The sequence below is a fragment of the Asticcacaulis sp. genome, assembly GCA_024707255.1.
Lineage (GTDB): Bacteria > Pseudomonadota > Alphaproteobacteria > Caulobacterales > Caulobacteraceae > Asticcacaulis.
The window spans coordinates 1,598,143-1,611,847 of the sequence record JANQAC010000002.1; the positions used below are offsets into that span (position 1 = coordinate 1,598,143).

The following is a 13,705-nucleotide window of genomic DNA, read 5'->3' on the forward strand; positions in this document are numbered from 1 at the left end:
CTATTAAAAAAGCCGGAAGCAATCTGCTTCCGGCTTTTTTAATGCGCCTTCTGATAGGCTAATGTTTCTTCCTTGTTTAGCGGCTCGATCGTATCGACCATGCAGTGCATGGGAATAGCTGTCGTGATGTCGCCGGTTATATCGACATCGAGCGGCCCGCAGACGCGGGTGCTGCCACGATATTCCAGCTTGATCGCTTCGTTCTTCGTCATGCATGGACCGGTCATGTGCATGACCAGCGAATTGCCGCTGCGATCGACCAGAAGCAGGGTCTGGCGGTCGATCACAGTGGAGGTTTCCAGTGGTGATGAGACGCATTGCGCCGGCGCCACCGAACGGACACCGGGGTTGGGCGTCCGTTCAACGTGAGACGTGGCCGCGCAGCCGACGACCACGACGGCCAGAACCGCCGCCGGACCCGCCAGAATCAGTCTTGTGTTGCGCACCTTAATTATCCTTGTCCAGTAAGGCCGCGGCTTCGCGGGTTATCGGCTCAAAACTGTTGATCAGGCACTTCACCGGGCGCTCGCCGTTTTCCGACCGCAGGAGCATAGCGTCATGCGCCTGGCAAATCTGACTGGTGCCGTTAAATTCAAAGCCGATCTGCGAGAAATCGGTCATCGACTTGCAGGGGCCTCCGATATCCATTTTGTAGGGATTACCCCAGGTATCATAAACCAGCAGCGTATGGTCATCGACCACATGCTTGCGGCCGATATTGCGGCCTTCGAGGCATTTCGGCGCAACTTTTGCCTGCACCGACGCCTGATCACCGCCATCCGCGGGCGTGCCGGCACAGGCCGTCACGATCAGGCCACCAGCCATCAGGCCCGCGATTGCAAACCCCGCCATGTACATAGTCTTCGCCATCATCCTGCTCCCTCTGATTATTTGGGTTTGTCAGCCCTGGGCTTGACGCCATAGGCCGCCGCCTCTTCCGGCGTCAGGTGACGCACGGCCTGTATCGGGCAAGTCTTGAGCGGCCGGTCGCCCATGTCGCTGTAAACAATCTCACCATCGAACGGCCCGCAGATATCGTTCAGGCCGCTGCCGCGCGACTTGATACCAATACGGAAACTGGAATCCAGACCGATACAGGCCGGCGTCATGGTCAGTTCATAGGCTTCGTTCCAGTTGGAAATGATGATGACCTTGTCATCCTTTTCCGTTTGGAAACTGCGTACCTGCGAGGAATCGAAACAGGCCCTCGGGTCACGGGCGGGCCTGTTATCCGGCGCGGGCCGGCCGGCCGACGCCAGCGCCACACCGCCCACGGCCATGACACCGAGAGCGGCAGCGAAAAGGGCGGCGAAACAGGTCGACTTCTTCATGACAACACCTCTTACGACAAGGGATAGGCTCTCGAAGCTGAACGCAGAATGAACATATTGTTTATACGTCGCCCCGCGGCAAAAGGCGTCGCGGATCGAGCAAATTTTTTGCCGCACGCGGCAGGGCGGACGGTACGCCGATAATCTGATTTAGCAAGCCCCTGGCCAGTAGCGGCGCCAGGCAGAACCCACGCGCGCCCAGACCGGTCAACAGATAAATGCCTTCATCCGCCGCTCCCACGACCGGCAGGTAGTCGCGCGTCATGACCCGAATGGAGGCGCGGGACTGGAATGGACGGTCGGCTACACGGGCGGCACGCTCAGGCATGGCCCTGGCGAGGCTGTCGAGATTGCGCGCACGATCGGCCTCGCGCACATCATCCCCGCGATCTTCGCGTTCGTGGGTAGCGCCAAAAAGAAAGCCATCCGCCAGCGGAATAGCATAACCACCCCGGCTCAAGGCGCTTTTAAGCGGTACAGGATCGGTTACAATTTCGAGCTGTCCGCGCACCGGCCGCAGATCGTAGCGCATCCGATAATCCGCCAGATCGAAGATGCCGTCACCGCAAGCGAAGACGACGGCGTCATAGCCCGCATGAACCGCCCCCTCAGAGGTTTCAAGCCGCCAGCCTGCCTCTGTCAGGCCGTAGCCAGTGATCCGCGCCTGTATTACGGTTTTCTGCCCCAAAAGTGCCGACAGGATTTTAGCGGGCCTGACCCACAGGGCCGTATGGAGACCTATGCCCGAAGCCTGAGGTATATCCATTGCCTCTCCCGCAGCAAATAGACTCAGATCGCCTTCGGCGAAACCGGATTGCTTGGCAATCCGCTCAAAGCGCGAGGCGTCTTTTGGCGTGGCTTCGCATTGCCATACCCCCTCCCCCAGAATGGCCTGAGGGCACAATTGCCGATACAATGCCGCGGCGTAGGCGAAGGCATCGGCGAACAGCGCCGATATGTCATTGTCACCTGCATCCAGGCGCGGCGTCACCAGGGCGGCAGCATTACCGGATGCGCCGGCGCCAATGCCCTCGGCCTCGAAGAGATCGACGGCAAGGCCCAATTGCCGCGCTTCATGGACTAGCGCGCAGCCGGCAATACCGGCGCCAACAACCGCCAGCTTTTGAGGACGTGAAAGCGCCGGTGATGTTTCGCGGGCGCGCACCGCCTCCAGCCGTTCCCGCTTGCGCCCAAAGCCGGGACACTTCTCAACGGTGAAACCGGCCGCCTGGAGCCCTCGCCGCACGAAGCCCGCCACGGTGAAGGTGGCCAGACGCGCGCCCCCTTTGTCCGCTCGGCGACCAGGGCGAAGACATCATCCGCCCACATGTCGGGATTTAACGCCGGCGAAAAGCCATCGAGAAAGACGGCATCGGCCTTGCCCTCCCACGCCGTCAGGGCGGCGCGAACATCCATCAGCCCAAGCGTCAGGCTGACGCCCCATTGTGGGAAATTCATAAAATGGAAGCCGCGCCTTGGTTTTGGCCATTGCGCCAACAAAGCCTCGGCAAAGGGCTCCAGTTCGGGCCACGCCGCCAAAGCCTGGCCGGCATCGGCGGCGCTCATCAAGAAGCCCTCGACAGAAAAGATATGCAGATGTCCGCCGGCTGGCCGCGCCTCCGCCCACAGCGCCATGACGGCGGCGATATTCAACCCCGTGCCAAAGCCCAGTTCGAGCAGGGTAAAGTCACTTCGCCCGGCCCAGATATCCGGCATATGACAGCCCGCCAGAAAAACGGCGCGGGATTCGCTCAATCCATCCTGGAGCGAATAATAGATGTCGCCGAAGCGGCCGGATCGCGGCGCGCCATCTTCTGCGAAATAGAGTTCAGGGTCAGTCTGAGACATGCCCGCTTCTAGCCCAGGCAATAAAAAAGGGCCACCCAAAGGCGACCCTTTTCACATCAAATGCCCGAAGGCGAATGATTAGGAAGAAACGGCTTCCGAAGCGGCTTCCGAAGCCGGAGCCATTTCCGAAACGGCAGCGTCCGAAACGGCGGCTTCCGAAGAAGCGGCTTCTTCGGTCGGGGCCTTCGGGGTGCAGGCGGCGACGGACAGAGCAGCGCCGGCAACGGCAGCGATCAGAGCGATACGAACGATCTTGGAGGTCATGGATCTATTCCCTTTGATAGTTTGAAGGTACAGGACCATTCCTGAACCTATTGCCGAGGGTATTAGCACCCCCGTCAAATCTTGTAATTAGTGCGAAGCCGAAGCTTCGGCAGCGGCGGGCGAAGCGGCGACAGCGGCATCAACGGCAGCCGACGAATCGGTGGCATCGGCCGGAGCGGCTTCAGGCGCCATTTCCGAGGCAGCGCTCTCTTCAGTGGCAGCGGGCTTCTGGCAGGCGGCGACCGACAGGGCAGCGACGGCAGCAGCAGCGACCAGGGCGGTACGAACGATCTTGGAGGTCATGCGATCAGATCCTATTTTCTAAAATAGAGCGCCAGGAGCTGATACCCAGGCCCGAGCCTTTTCATACCTATTTTGACCGAGTCCCGCAAGAGTTTATTTCACAAAACTGTGATCACCTGCGTAACTAAATGCATCTTTTTCATCGAAAATGAGGTATTTTTGGCAAAAAACGATCACGTTAATCAGTATTAACGGAGAAACTGGCCAAAAATCGTGATCGTAAACCGGCGAATCGTGCCGCCCTGACAATATCCGCATTGCTTGTTGATGAAACCGAAACCCGCCTTTATGCCGCCGCGCCTTCGGCCGGGATATTATTGAGCGCTTCTTCCATTTCCAGGAAACTGGGTTGCAACTGCGAAGGAATGCTGCCGCGGCCGATTTCCACCGATATCTGCGCCGCATTGCCATGCAGGTGCGCCACAAGCACCGACTGGATAATCTTGTAGAAAGACGAATCCTCCTCGATGACACCGCTCATGCGGGCGGCGAACGGCCCGACCAGGCCATATGACAGCAGGATGCCGAGGAAGGTCCCGACCAGCGCGCCGCCGATCATGGAACCGAGAATTTCCGGCGGTTCGGTGATCGAGCCCATGGTCTTGACGACCCCCAGAACGGCGGCGACGATGCCGAGTGCCGGCAGGGCGTCGGACAGCGACTGCATGGCGTGGGCCGGATGCAGGGCCTCGTGGTGATGCTTTTCAAGCTGCTTTTCCATGGCATCCTCGACCTGGTGCGGGTCTTCGAGGTTCATGGTCATCATGCGCAGCGTATCGCAGATGAAATCTGTGGCGAAGTGATCCTTAACGATCTTGGGGAAACGGTTGAAAATCGTCGAATCGTGTGGCTTTTCGATATGACTTTCCAGCGCGATGACGCCCTTGGATTTCATCGTCTTGGTCAGCAGGAACAGCAGAGACAGCAGGTCGCGGTAATCGCTCGCCTTCCATTTCGTGCCGCCGAACACCTTCCCCATGCCGCCGCCCATGCCCTTCAGGGTGGTCACGCTATTGGAGATCAGGGTGGCGCCAATGGCGGCGCCGCCAATGGCCATCAGTTCGTGCGGCAGGGCGTGGAGAATCGGCGCCATATTGCCGCCGGAAATGATGTAGCTGCCGAACACCATGGCGAACAGGCAGACAATACCGATAATCTGAAACATTTAAAGGAACACCCAGCGACTCGTTTATGAGCCTGACTATGGTGACCAATCCTTAAAGGGGCGTTAGCCATTAACCGCGTTTTTTAACTTTTCGCAGCCCCGGTCATCTCGTTTCGGCGACGCCGCCGGTCATGACGACAAACTGGTTGGCCAGGTCAAAGCTGAGATAGCCATCCGCCGTCAGGTGGTTGGCCCTTTGCCATTCACGGATGGCGGAACGTGTGCCGACGCCGATCACGCCATCGATAACGCCGGGGTCGAATCCGGCGGCCTTGAGCGCTTCCTGCGATTTGAGGCGCTGATTGAGGCTGAGCGGCGGCTCGACCGGCCACGGTGTCACCGGCCCCGGCTTGCCGGCGATACCATCCGCCAGGAAACCGACCGCCAGGGCATAGGCGGTGGAATTATTGTACTTACGGATGACATAGTGGTTGGGCAGGGCGAGCCAGGCCGGCCCCTTCGCGCCCGAAGGCAGAAGGATCGTGGCCGGCTCCGACACTTCGGCCGGCTTCCAGTAGCCGCCATCGGCGCGCTTGACACCCAGCGCCGCCCATTCGGTCGGCGTCTTTTTCGCCGTTTCGGCCAGATAGTAGTCGAACCCGACCGGCAGCATGACCTCGACTGCCCACTCTTCGTCCGGCTTCCAGCCGGCTTTAGCCAGCAGGTTTGCCGATGAGGCCAGGGCATCGGAATCCGAGCCCCATATATCCACCTTGGCGTCATGATCACCGTCGACGCCAAGTGTCAGGTAATTATCCGGCAGGAACTGGGTCTGGCCCATCGCACCGGCCCACGAGCCTTTCAGCGTGTCGCGGCTGATGCCGGAATCGCGCAGGATCTTAAGGCAGGCGATCAGTTCACTTTCAGCCCAGTCACGGCGGCGGCCATTATAGGCCAGGGTCGCCAGGGCCGACACCACATCTATATTGCCCTGAACGCGGCCGAGATCGCTCTCCATGGTCCAGATGCCGCCCAGCACCTCGGCCGGCACGCCGGAGGTGCGCACGATCTCCGGCACATTGGGATTGGCATCCAGCCGCGCACGGGCCGCGGCGAAACGGGAATCGGTAACGGTCTGCCGGATATAGGAACTGGCCGGCTTGGAAAATTCCGGCTGCTGCGAATCGGATGACGTGACACTGGCCTGGGGGGTGACATTGCTCAGCACCTGGGCCGTGAACATCGGGTCGAAGCCCTGCCCGGCCGCTTTGGCGATAAAGCTTTGCTTCCAGTCATCAAAGGTCGCATTGGCCGGCAAGGGCGTTGTCGCAGCGGGCGCGGGCGTGGCCGCTTCACTGGCGGATGCGAAGGAAGACGAAGTGGCGGAAGCCTCGGGCACTGGCGGCGTTACGGGCGTCGGCGCCGGCTGCGGCGTGGCCGTGCTGCACGCGGTCAGAATGGCGAACAGGCTGATGTAACGTAACCGCATGGCATTTCCTCAACTTCTTGAATGGCCAGCTAACCTCATTGCGTTCGGCTTTCCAAGCCCTTAAAAGCCTCACTTTGTTGTCAGAATGATGTGAGAGGCCGGAAATTGCCCGATTTCGGCAAATCACCGTTGACAATTCCGGACCTCTCCCCTAGATACCCGCCCTCTAACGAAGTTGGCCCATGCGCGCGACCCGGTTGTGCTGCCCTGTTCCCGCTTCTTCGCATCTATTTTTAAGATCAGGTGAAAACCAATGAAAGTCCGCAGCTCGCTCAAGTCGCTCAAGGGTCGTCACCGCGATTGCAAGATCGTGCGCCGCAAGGGCATCGTCTATGTCATCAACAAGACCGATCCGCGCTTCAAGGCCAAGCAAGGCTAATCACGCTTCTGCGCCAATACATGCGAATAACGCTTAAGGCACACGCTTTAAGCGTTTTTTCGTGTCTGGCACTTGCCTTTTAATCCACAGGTCATCGGGACTTATCCTCAAGGCTACCGTTGAGAAGCTGATTCGCAACCGCTATGGTTAAACGAACCGCTTTTACAGGATATCCGCCATGGCCGACGACGCCCCCCCTCTCCTTCTCCGCCGATGATGTCATTTCCGGCGCCGCCCAAACCCGCCTTCGTACCATCATAGAGCGCATCGAACGCCTTGAAGAAGACAAGGCCGGCATCATGGGCGACATCAAGGAAGTCTACGACGAAGCCAAGGGCGAAGGCTTCGATGTCAAGATTCTGCGCAAGGTCGTTTCCTTGCGCAAGAAGGACAAGGTCAAGCGCGACGAGGAAGAAACCATCCTCGACCTCTATCTGACCGCGATCGGCGACCGCTAACCGCCTCATGCCAGAAAGTGGTCACCACTTTTTGGATAAACGTGAGGCGCAAACAATGCCTTGACGATACTCAAAGCCGTCCTCATGTTCACCGCATGAGGACGGCTTTTTCATGCGCGGCGAGACAGGATGGCATTTAAGACCCCCGCCAAAGCCATGACGCGATCGAAAGGGCTGCAAGCCAAAAAGCCCTTGCAGGCAAAGACGCAACTCGCAGCCAGGCCACTGGCGCCTGCAGACCAGATCAAGGCGCAGAAAAAAGCCATGCAGGCGTCCACGATCCGTGCGCTGGAAAAGGCGCGCCGGATTGCCGCCGAGCAGGGCGTCGAATTGTCCGAATGGGAGACCGACTTTATCGAAGGCGTCACCGAGCGGGTCAAGACCTATGGCCGGGCCTTTGCCGATCCTGACAAGGGCGCCATGAATGGCACATTATCTCTGCGCCAAGGCGTGAAGCTAAGGGAAATCCGCAAAAAAGCCCAAAAGGGCAAACAGGCTGCCCCGGAAGAGAACGAAAACGAATGATGCCCAACCGCCGCCATCTGCTTTCCGGCTTGACCGCCACCGCCCTCTTGCCGTTCCAGGCATTGGCGCAGGCCCGCCAGCGCAAGGAGGTACTGGTCTTCTATTATGGCTGGTACGGCACCAAAGCTCGTTCCGGCCAGGATATTCACTGGCTCAATCCCGATACGGCGCATGAACGCATTGCCGATGCGCCCAACTATCCGGTCGGCGGTCCCTATGACAGCCTCGATCCGGATGTGATTGCCCGTCAGATGGCGCAGATCAAGGCGGCCGGCATTACCGGACTGATCGTTTCCTGGTGGGGCCGGACCGACCGCACCAACGACCAGTTGCGACGGGTGCTCGATGCCGCCGGTGTGCAGGGGCTGAAGGTCACTGCCTATGTCGAGCAGGTGTCCAGCGCTGAAGGCGTGGCCGAGGATACGCTTTATCTTTATCGCACCTATGGCCACCATCCCGCCTGGCTGAAGCTCGATAACAAGCCGGTCATCATGTATTTCGACCGCCTGATGCAGAATATCGGCCTTGACGGCTGGCAGAAGGCGCGCACCCTGATCGAAAAGCAGGCGCCCAATGCCATCAGCTACATCGCTACCGCCAATACGCTGAAGGAAATCAAGGCCCGCAAAAGCGCTTTCGACGGTCTGCACATCTATTCGCAACAGTTCGAGGGCGCGGAAACCCGGTTTTTGCCGTCTTTGTGGCGCACAAAATACTACACGGACTGGGTCAGGGCCCAGAGCGGCGCCAAGGTCACCACCGCCACCATCCTGCCCGGCTTCGATGACCGCCTGCAACGGGACCGCAAGGGCAAGCGTCCGGTTATCAAACGTGAGAATGGCATGCCGTTCCGCGATTTGTGGAACGCCGCCATTGCCGCGAAGCCCGACTGGATCCTGATTGTCTCGTTCAACGAATGGCACGAGGCCAGCCAGATCGAGCCTTCCACCGCCTTCGGAATGCGCGAGTTGGAGACCTGCCGGCAGATGAGCGCCAAATTCCTCAGGTAATTTCCAAATCGCCAGATTTGGCCAGGGCAAAGTGCCCGCCGGCGCCGTTGCGCCGAGCCTCGCGGCGTCTGAGCGCATTAAAAAACATGACAAGGCTGTCACCTGTGCTAAACAAAACCCAACAAAATTATAACAGTTGGGAACGATGACACAGGATGCGAAGACCGCCGCCGCGCCGGGCTGGCTGGAAAAGATCAGCTATGGCTCAGGCGATTTCGGCTTCAATCTCTACTGGACAACCATCAGCGCCTTTCTGCTGATCTTCTATACCGACAGCTTCGGCCTCAATGCCGCCGCCGCCGGCACCATGCTGCTCACCACCAAGCTGGTCGATGCCTTCGCCGATCCGATCATGGGGGCCGTGGCCGACCGGACTCGCACCAAATGGGGTCGTTTCCGCCCCTGGCTTTTGTGGGCCGCCGTACCGCTGGCCGCTTCCGGCGTCCTGACCTTCACCACGCCCGATCTCGATTCCACAGCCAAGCTGGTCTACGCCTATGCCACATTCGCCCTGATGATGGTCATCTATTCGGTCATCAACATCCCTTACGGCGCGCTTTCCGGCGTTCTGACCAGCGAACCCCAGGCGCGCACCCAGCTCAACAGTTTCCGCTTTGTCGGCGGCTTCCTGGGCGGCACATTCGTCACCTATATGACCCCCAAGTTGGTCAAATATCTCGGTGGTGCAAATGAGGTGCTGGGTTGGCAACTGACCATGACGATCTACGGCATAATTGCCTGTGTCCTGTTCTTCACCCTGTTCCTGACAGCGCGCGAACGTGTCGAGCCGGTTATCGAGCAAAAGGTCAGCCCGTGGAAGGATATCGGCGATCTGCTGCAAAACCGCCCCTGGCTAATCATGTTCGTGCTGGCCCTGGTGGTCATGGTGACGATCAGCACGCGCATGGGCGCCAGCGCCTATTACATCAAATACTATGTCGGTCGCCCCGATCAGACGGGCCTGTTCCTGACCGTATATGGCGGCGCCCTGGCCGCCGGCTCGCTGATCACCCCCCCTGCTCACCCGCCTGATCGACAAGCGCCGGCTGCTGATCATTCTGATGGTGCTGGTGGGCGTCCTGTCCTCAGTTTTCGTATTCATCCCCAAAGACCAGATCGGCCTGATGTATGCTCTGCAAATTGCCATCGGCCTGTGCCTGGGGCCGAAATCGCCCCTAACCTTTTCGATGTATGCCGATTGCGCCGACTATAATGAATACAAGACCGGCCGCCGCGCCACCGCCATGACCTTCGCCGCCGCCACCTTCTCGCAGAAGCTGGGCGGCGCCCTGGCCTCATTTGTCATCGCCAGCGTCCTGGCCAGCCTGGGCTATGTCGCCAACCAGGCGCAGACCGGCGCCTCCCAGACCGGCATTGTCCTGCTGATCAGCGTAGTGCCCGGCGCCCTGGCCCTGCTGGCTGCCATCATCATGTGCTTCTATAACCTGACCGATAAACGCCTGGCCGAGATCCAGGCCGCTCTTGCCGAACGGAAAGCCCAATCGTGAGCCTAATAGACTTCTCCGCCGAACATTGCATTCTAACCAGCCCTACCGCCCTGCCGCTCGCCGCCGGCTTCCTGTGGAACCCGCACATGATGATCCACATGACGGCGCGCGGCTATGCCACAGCGCAGTTCATGCAGCCGGAGCCATCGAAATACGCCCGCGCGCAGATCATGGAGGCGAAGCACTTCATGCTGCCGGAACAGGGCACCTATGCCCATCATCCCGGCCGCTTTTTTTACGTCAAGGACCGCGAAACCGGCAGCCTGTTTTCTGCGCCCTATGAGCCGGTGCGCGCCCCGGTCGAGGCATTCGCCTTCGAGGTGACACCAACCGATATCCGCTGGACGGTCGATCGCCCCGGTCTGCGCGTGGAGATCACCCTCACCCTGCCGGTCGATGACGCCTGCGAGCTTTGGGAAGTGCGCCTGACCAACAGCGGCAAGCGTGACCGCAAGATCAGCTTCTACCCCGCCTTCCCGCTTGGCCTAATGAGCTGGATGAATCAGTCGGCGACCTATGATCCGGCGCTTGGCGGCATAATCGCCGACTGCGTAACGCCTTACCAGAAGATTGAAGATTACTTCAAAAACAAAGCACTAAAGGATAAGGTTATCCTGCTGAGTGAACGGGCGCCCCTGGCCTTCGAGACCCGCCAGGCGCGCTTTGAAGGCGAAGGCGGACTACATAAACCCGATGCCGTCACGGCCGCGCAGATGGCGGATGGCGTGGCGCTGTATGAAAATCCGATCGCGGCGATGCAGTTCGACCACGATCTGGCGAAAGACGAAAGCGTCAGCCACCGCTTTCTGTTCGCTCCGGCTTTCGATGAGGCCGAAATCGCCCGCCTGAAGTCGCTCTATCTCTCCGAAACCGGATTTGCGAAGGCCCGCGACGCCTATGCCGCCTATATGTCGGCCGGCGCGAAGGCGATCAATATTGATACGCCCGATCCGCATCTGGATGCCTTCGTCAACACCTGGCTGCCGCGCCAGGTCTATTATCATGGCGACACCAACCGGCTGAGTACCGATCCGCAGACACGCAACTTCCTGCAGGACGCCATCGGCAGCGTGTACGTCAAGCCCGAAACCGCCCGGAAAACCCTGCTCAAGGCGCTTTCACAACAGCACGCCAATGGCTCCATGCCCGATGGCATCCGCATGTATGACGGCGCCGAACTGAAATACATCAATACGGTGCCGCATACCGACCACAGCGTCTGGCTGGCCCTGCTGATGGAAGCCTATCTCGACGAGACCGACGACTACGCCGTGCTCGACGAATTGGTGACCGATAAGGAAACCGGCGAGGCCCGCACGGTACGCGACCGGATTTCCGCCGCCAATCAATGGTTGATCCAGGCGGTCGATCATCGCGGCCTCAACTTCATCGATCAGGGTGACTGGAACGACCCGATGAACATGGTCGGCTGGAAAGGCAAAGGGGTTTCCGGTTGGCTGTCCTTGGCCACGGCGCATTCGCTTCGCCTGTGGTCGCAGATCCTGGCGCGCGATAGCCGGGATGGCAGCGCCTTTGCCTGGGCCGCGAAGGCTTTCAATGAGGCCATGAATACGCACCTGTGGGATGGCGACTGGTACGGGCGCGGCATTACCGATGACGATGTGAAATTCGGCATCAAGGCCGATGTCGAGGGCCGCATCTATCTCAATCCGCAGAGCTTCGCCCTGATGAGCGGCGCGGCTGATGCCGGCAAGCAGCAGCGCATGGTGACCGCCATCGCCGACCAGATGGAGACGCCCTATGGCGTCGAAATGATCGCGCCGGCCTATACGCACATGCGCGAGGATGTCGGGCGACTGACGCAGAAATTCCCCGGCGTGGCCGAAAACGGCTCGGTCTATAACCACGCCGCCATCTTCTATATCTATTCATTGTATCAGGTGAATGAACCGGCAAAAGCCTTTGAACTGTTACGTAAAATGCTGACCGGTCCGAACGATGAAGATTACCTGCGACGCGGGCAGTTGCCTGTTTTCGTGCCCAACTATTACCGCGGCGCGCACCGCCAGCATCCGGAAGCCTCCGGCCGCTCATCGCACCTGTTCAATACCGGCACAGCATCGTGGCTTTATCGCAGCGTCATCGAAGGTCTGTTCGGTCTGAAAGGCAGCCGCGAGGGCCTGTGTATCCGGCCGCAACTGCCGGAGACCTGGCCATCGGCGCGCGTAACCCGGCACTTCCGGGGCGCGACATTCGAGATCAGGATCACACGCGGCACGCCCGGCCTAACGGTGGATGGACAGGCCATCCCCGGCGACACCCTTACCGATATCGTCGCCGGGAAAACCTATCATGTACAGGTCAGCGTTTAGGCCACCGCGCCGATAAAGACCGGGATCGATACGTCGATCTTCTGGTTTTTCGGCGTCAGAGTGCCATCGTCATTGACCGCGAACACGACAAGATCATTGCTCTTCTGGTGCGCCACCACCAGACGCTCTTGTGCTTCGTAAAGCGCAAAGAACCGCGGCCAGTTGCCGAGCGTCGGTGATATCTGGCGCAGGGTCAGGCGTCCGTCTGCGGCCACATCGAAAACAGCGATGCTGTTATGGCCGCGATTGGAGACATAAAGCCGGTCAGCGGCGGCATTCAGTGTGATATGGGCACAAAAACTCTCGCCCGTGAAACTCTCCGGCAGCGGGCGGATGGTCTGGATGGCTTCAAACCGGCCGTTCGCCGCCTTTTTCAGAGCAATAACCACGCTGCTCAGCTCCGTCACCAGAAAGGCGTGGACACCATCCGGATGGAAAGCCAGATGGCGCGGCCCGGCACCGCCCGGCGCATGGAATGCCTCGAACGCCTCCCCGACCTTGCCGCTGGCCGCGTCAAACCTGTAGCCGAGGATCTGGTCAGTGCCGAGATCGACGCTGTAAATGTGGTCGCCATGGAACTGAACCCAGTGGGCGTGCGGCCCTTCCTGACGGTCCTTGTTCGGGCCAGTGCCGGTGTTCTGGCGATTGACGGGCGGCTGTTCCAAAACGCCTCCCGCACCGATTTTGAAAACGACAATATTGCCTGAAGAGTAATTAGCCACGGCCAGATACCTGCCCGTCGGATCGACCGCCGCATAACAGGGGGCGGCGCCCTGGCTGGAGACCTCATAGCTTTGCATCCATGATTGATCATAGACACCGATGCGGCCGTCATCCTTTTCATTCAGCAAGTAATAGTGTTTCGAGGCCGGGCTGTAAGCCCCGAACGAGACATTTTCGATAGCCGGAATGGCGCTTCCCAATGTCCAGCTATCGGTCGCGGCTTTATAAGTCAGCGGATAGATGCCTTTCGCGCTATCTGAGCTATAGGTGCCGACAAACAGGTTCAAATCCGCCTCCTCTGCATGGGCCAGGGCCGGCATGAACAGGGTCGCCGTCGTACCGCCCAGGAACATCCTGCGATCAGGTGTAAAGGATGTGCGGGTCATGTCGTCCTCCTGAATTATGTATATGCACCCTAGTCGAGACTCT

General features: G+C 59.5%; 15 protein-coding genes and 2 pseudogenes. 7 read left to right on the forward strand and 10 right to left on the reverse strand.

Annotated elements, in window-relative coordinates:
• Nucleotides 1-38 precede the first annotated feature (38 nt).
• From NVV72_18920 to NVV72_18960, 9 genes and pseudogenes are all read right to left on the reverse strand, one after another.
• Nucleotides 39-446 (reverse strand): DUF6491 family protein, encoded by a 408-nt coding sequence (locus NVV72_18920; GenBank protein ID MCR6661284.1) that lies wholly within the window; start codon nucleotides 444-446, stop codon nucleotides 39-41.
• Between the two features lies 1 nt (nucleotide 447).
• A complete protein-coding gene (locus NVV72_18925) occupies nucleotides 448-852 on the reverse strand; it encodes a DUF6491 family protein (GenBank protein ID MCR6661285.1) in 405 nt (134 codons plus the stop codon).
• A 35-nt stretch (nucleotides 853-887) separates the two neighbouring features.
• Nucleotides 888-1,331 (reverse strand): DUF6491 family protein, encoded by a 444-nt coding sequence (locus NVV72_18930; protein MCR6661286.1) that lies wholly within the window; start codon nucleotides 1,329-1,331, stop codon nucleotides 888-890.
• A gap of 61 nt (nucleotides 1,332-1,392) precedes the next feature.
• Nucleotides 1,393-2,496 (reverse strand): FAD-dependent 5-carboxymethylaminomethyl-2-thiouridine(34) oxidoreductase MnmC, encoded by a 1,104-nt coding sequence (gene mnmC / locus NVV72_18935; GenBank protein ID MCR6661287.1) that lies wholly within the window; start codon nucleotides 2,494-2,496, stop codon nucleotides 1,393-1,395.
• Nucleotides 2,497-2,672: 176 nt separating this feature from the next.
• Nucleotides 2,673-3,179 (reverse strand): annotated as a pseudogene (locus NVV72_18940) (MnmC family methyltransferase).
• A gap of 78 nt (nucleotides 3,180-3,257) precedes the next feature.
• Entirely contained in the window at nucleotides 3,258-3,443 is a 186-nt protein-coding gene (locus NVV72_18945; GenBank protein ID MCR6661288.1) for a hypothetical protein, read from the reverse strand.
• Nucleotides 3,444-3,530: 87 nt separating this feature from the next.
• Nucleotides 3,531-3,746, reverse strand: a complete 216-nt coding sequence (locus NVV72_18950) for a hypothetical protein (GenBank protein MCR6661289.1) — start codon at nucleotides 3,744-3,746, stop codon at nucleotides 3,531-3,533.
• A 286-nt stretch (nucleotides 3,747-4,032) separates the two neighbouring features.
• A complete protein-coding gene (gene motA, locus NVV72_18955; protein MCR6661290.1) occupies nucleotides 4,033-4,911 on the reverse strand; it encodes a flagellar motor stator protein MotA in 879 nt (292 codons plus the stop codon).
• A gap of 103 nt (nucleotides 4,912-5,014) precedes the next feature.
• Nucleotides 5,015-6,340 carry a lytic murein transglycosylase gene (locus NVV72_18960; protein MCR6661291.1) on the reverse strand — a complete coding sequence of 442 codons (1,326 nt, stop codon included), beginning with the start codon at nucleotides 6,338-6,340 and terminating at the stop codon, nucleotides 5,015-5,017.
• A gap of 253 nt (nucleotides 6,341-6,593) precedes the next feature.
• Between NVV72_18960 and ykgO the strand changes: the two genes are divergently transcribed.
• The 7 genes and pseudogenes from ykgO (at nucleotide 6,594) to NVV72_18995 (ending at nucleotide 12,553) form a co-directional block, all read left to right on the forward strand.
• On the forward strand, nucleotides 6,594-6,719 hold the full coding sequence (gene ykgO / locus NVV72_18965; GenBank protein ID MCR6661292.1) for a type B 50S ribosomal protein L36: 126 nt from the start codon (nucleotides 6,594-6,596) through the stop codon (nucleotides 6,717-6,719).
• Nucleotides 6,720-6,862: 143 nt separating this feature from the next.
• Nucleotides 6,863-7,177 (forward strand): DUF2312 domain-containing protein, encoded by a 315-nt coding sequence (locus NVV72_18970; GenBank protein ID MCR6661293.1) that lies wholly within the window; start codon nucleotides 6,863-6,865, stop codon nucleotides 7,175-7,177.
• Nucleotides 7,178-7,306: 129 nt separating this feature from the next.
• On the forward strand, nucleotides 7,307-7,702 hold the full coding sequence (locus NVV72_18975; GenBank protein ID MCR6661294.1) for a hypothetical protein: 396 nt from the start codon (nucleotides 7,307-7,309) through the stop codon (nucleotides 7,700-7,702).
• Nucleotides 7,699-8,712 (forward strand): hypothetical protein, encoded by a 1,014-nt coding sequence (locus NVV72_18980; protein MCR6661295.1) that lies wholly within the window; start codon nucleotides 7,699-7,701, stop codon nucleotides 8,710-8,712. Before NVV72_18975 ends, NVV72_18980 begins: the two co-directional genes overlap by 4 nt.
• A 145-nt stretch (nucleotides 8,713-8,857) precedes the next feature.
• Nucleotides 8,858-9,667: pseudogene (locus tag NVV72_18985) on the forward strand (MFS transporter).
• Nucleotides 9,668-9,773: 106 nt separating this feature from the next.
• Nucleotides 9,774-10,220: an MFS transporter gene (locus NVV72_18990; protein ID MCR6661296.1), complete on the forward strand. Its 447-nt coding sequence runs from the start codon at nucleotides 9,774-9,776 to the stop codon at nucleotides 10,218-10,220.
• Nucleotides 10,217-12,553 (forward strand): glycosyltransferase 36, encoded by a 2,337-nt coding sequence (locus NVV72_18995; GenBank protein MCR6661297.1) that lies wholly within the window; start codon nucleotides 10,217-10,219, stop codon nucleotides 12,551-12,553. Before NVV72_18990 ends, NVV72_18995 begins: the two co-directional genes overlap by 4 nt.
• Here the strand turns inward: NVV72_18995 and NVV72_19000 are convergent.
• Nucleotides 12,550-13,662 carry a lactonase family protein gene (locus tag NVV72_19000; protein MCR6661298.1) on the reverse strand — a complete coding sequence of 371 codons (1,113 nt, stop codon included), beginning with the start codon at nucleotides 13,660-13,662 and terminating at the stop codon, nucleotides 12,550-12,552. The genes NVV72_18995 and NVV72_19000 overlap by 4 nt on opposite strands.
• Between the last annotated feature and the right edge of the window lie 43 nt (nucleotides 13,663-13,705).

Excerpts from the sequence above, each read along its gene's own strand:
- ykgO (MCR6661292.1), top strand. The coding sequence starts at position 6,594 with ATGAAAGTCCGCAGCTCGCTCAAGTCGCTCAAGGGTCGTCACCGCGAT.
- NVV72_18990 (MCR6661296.1), top strand. The coding sequence starts at position 9,774 with ATGGTGCTGGTGGGCGTCCTGTCCTCAGTTTTCGTATTCATCCCCAAA.
- NVV72_18970 (MCR6661293.1), top strand. The coding sequence starts at position 6,863 with ATGGTTAAACGAACCGCTTTTACAGGATATCCGCCATGGCCGACGACG.
- motA (MCR6661290.1), bottom strand. The coding sequence starts at position 4,911 with ATGTTTCAGATTATCGGTATTGTCTGCCTGTTCGCCATGGTGTTCGGC.
- NVV72_18960 (MCR6661291.1), bottom strand. The coding sequence starts at position 6,340 with ATGCGGTTACGTTACATCAGCCTGTTCGCCATTCTGACCGCGTGCAGC.
- NVV72_18945 (MCR6661288.1), bottom strand. The coding sequence starts at position 3,443 with ATGACCTCCAAGATCGTTCGTATCGCTCTGATCGCTGCCGTTGCCGGC.
- NVV72_18950 (MCR6661289.1), bottom strand. The coding sequence starts at position 3,746 with ATGACCTCCAAGATCGTTCGTACCGCCCTGGTCGCTGCTGCTGCCGTC.
- NVV72_18925 (MCR6661285.1), bottom strand. The coding sequence starts at position 852 with ATGGCGGGGTTTGCAATCGCGGGCCTGATGGCTGGTGGCCTGATCGTG.
- NVV72_19000 (MCR6661298.1), bottom strand. The coding sequence starts at position 13,662 with ATGACCCGCACATCCTTTACACCTGATCGCAGGATGTTCCTGGGCGGT.
- NVV72_18975 (MCR6661294.1), top strand. The coding sequence starts at position 7,307 with ATGGCATTTAAGACCCCCGCCAAAGCCATGACGCGATCGAAAGGGCTG.
- NVV72_18930 (MCR6661286.1), bottom strand. The coding sequence starts at position 1,331 with ATGAAGAAGTCGACCTGTTTCGCCGCCCTTTTCGCTGCCGCTCTCGGT.
- NVV72_18980 (MCR6661295.1), top strand. The coding sequence starts at position 7,699 with ATGATGCCCAACCGCCGCCATCTGCTTTCCGGCTTGACCGCCACCGCC.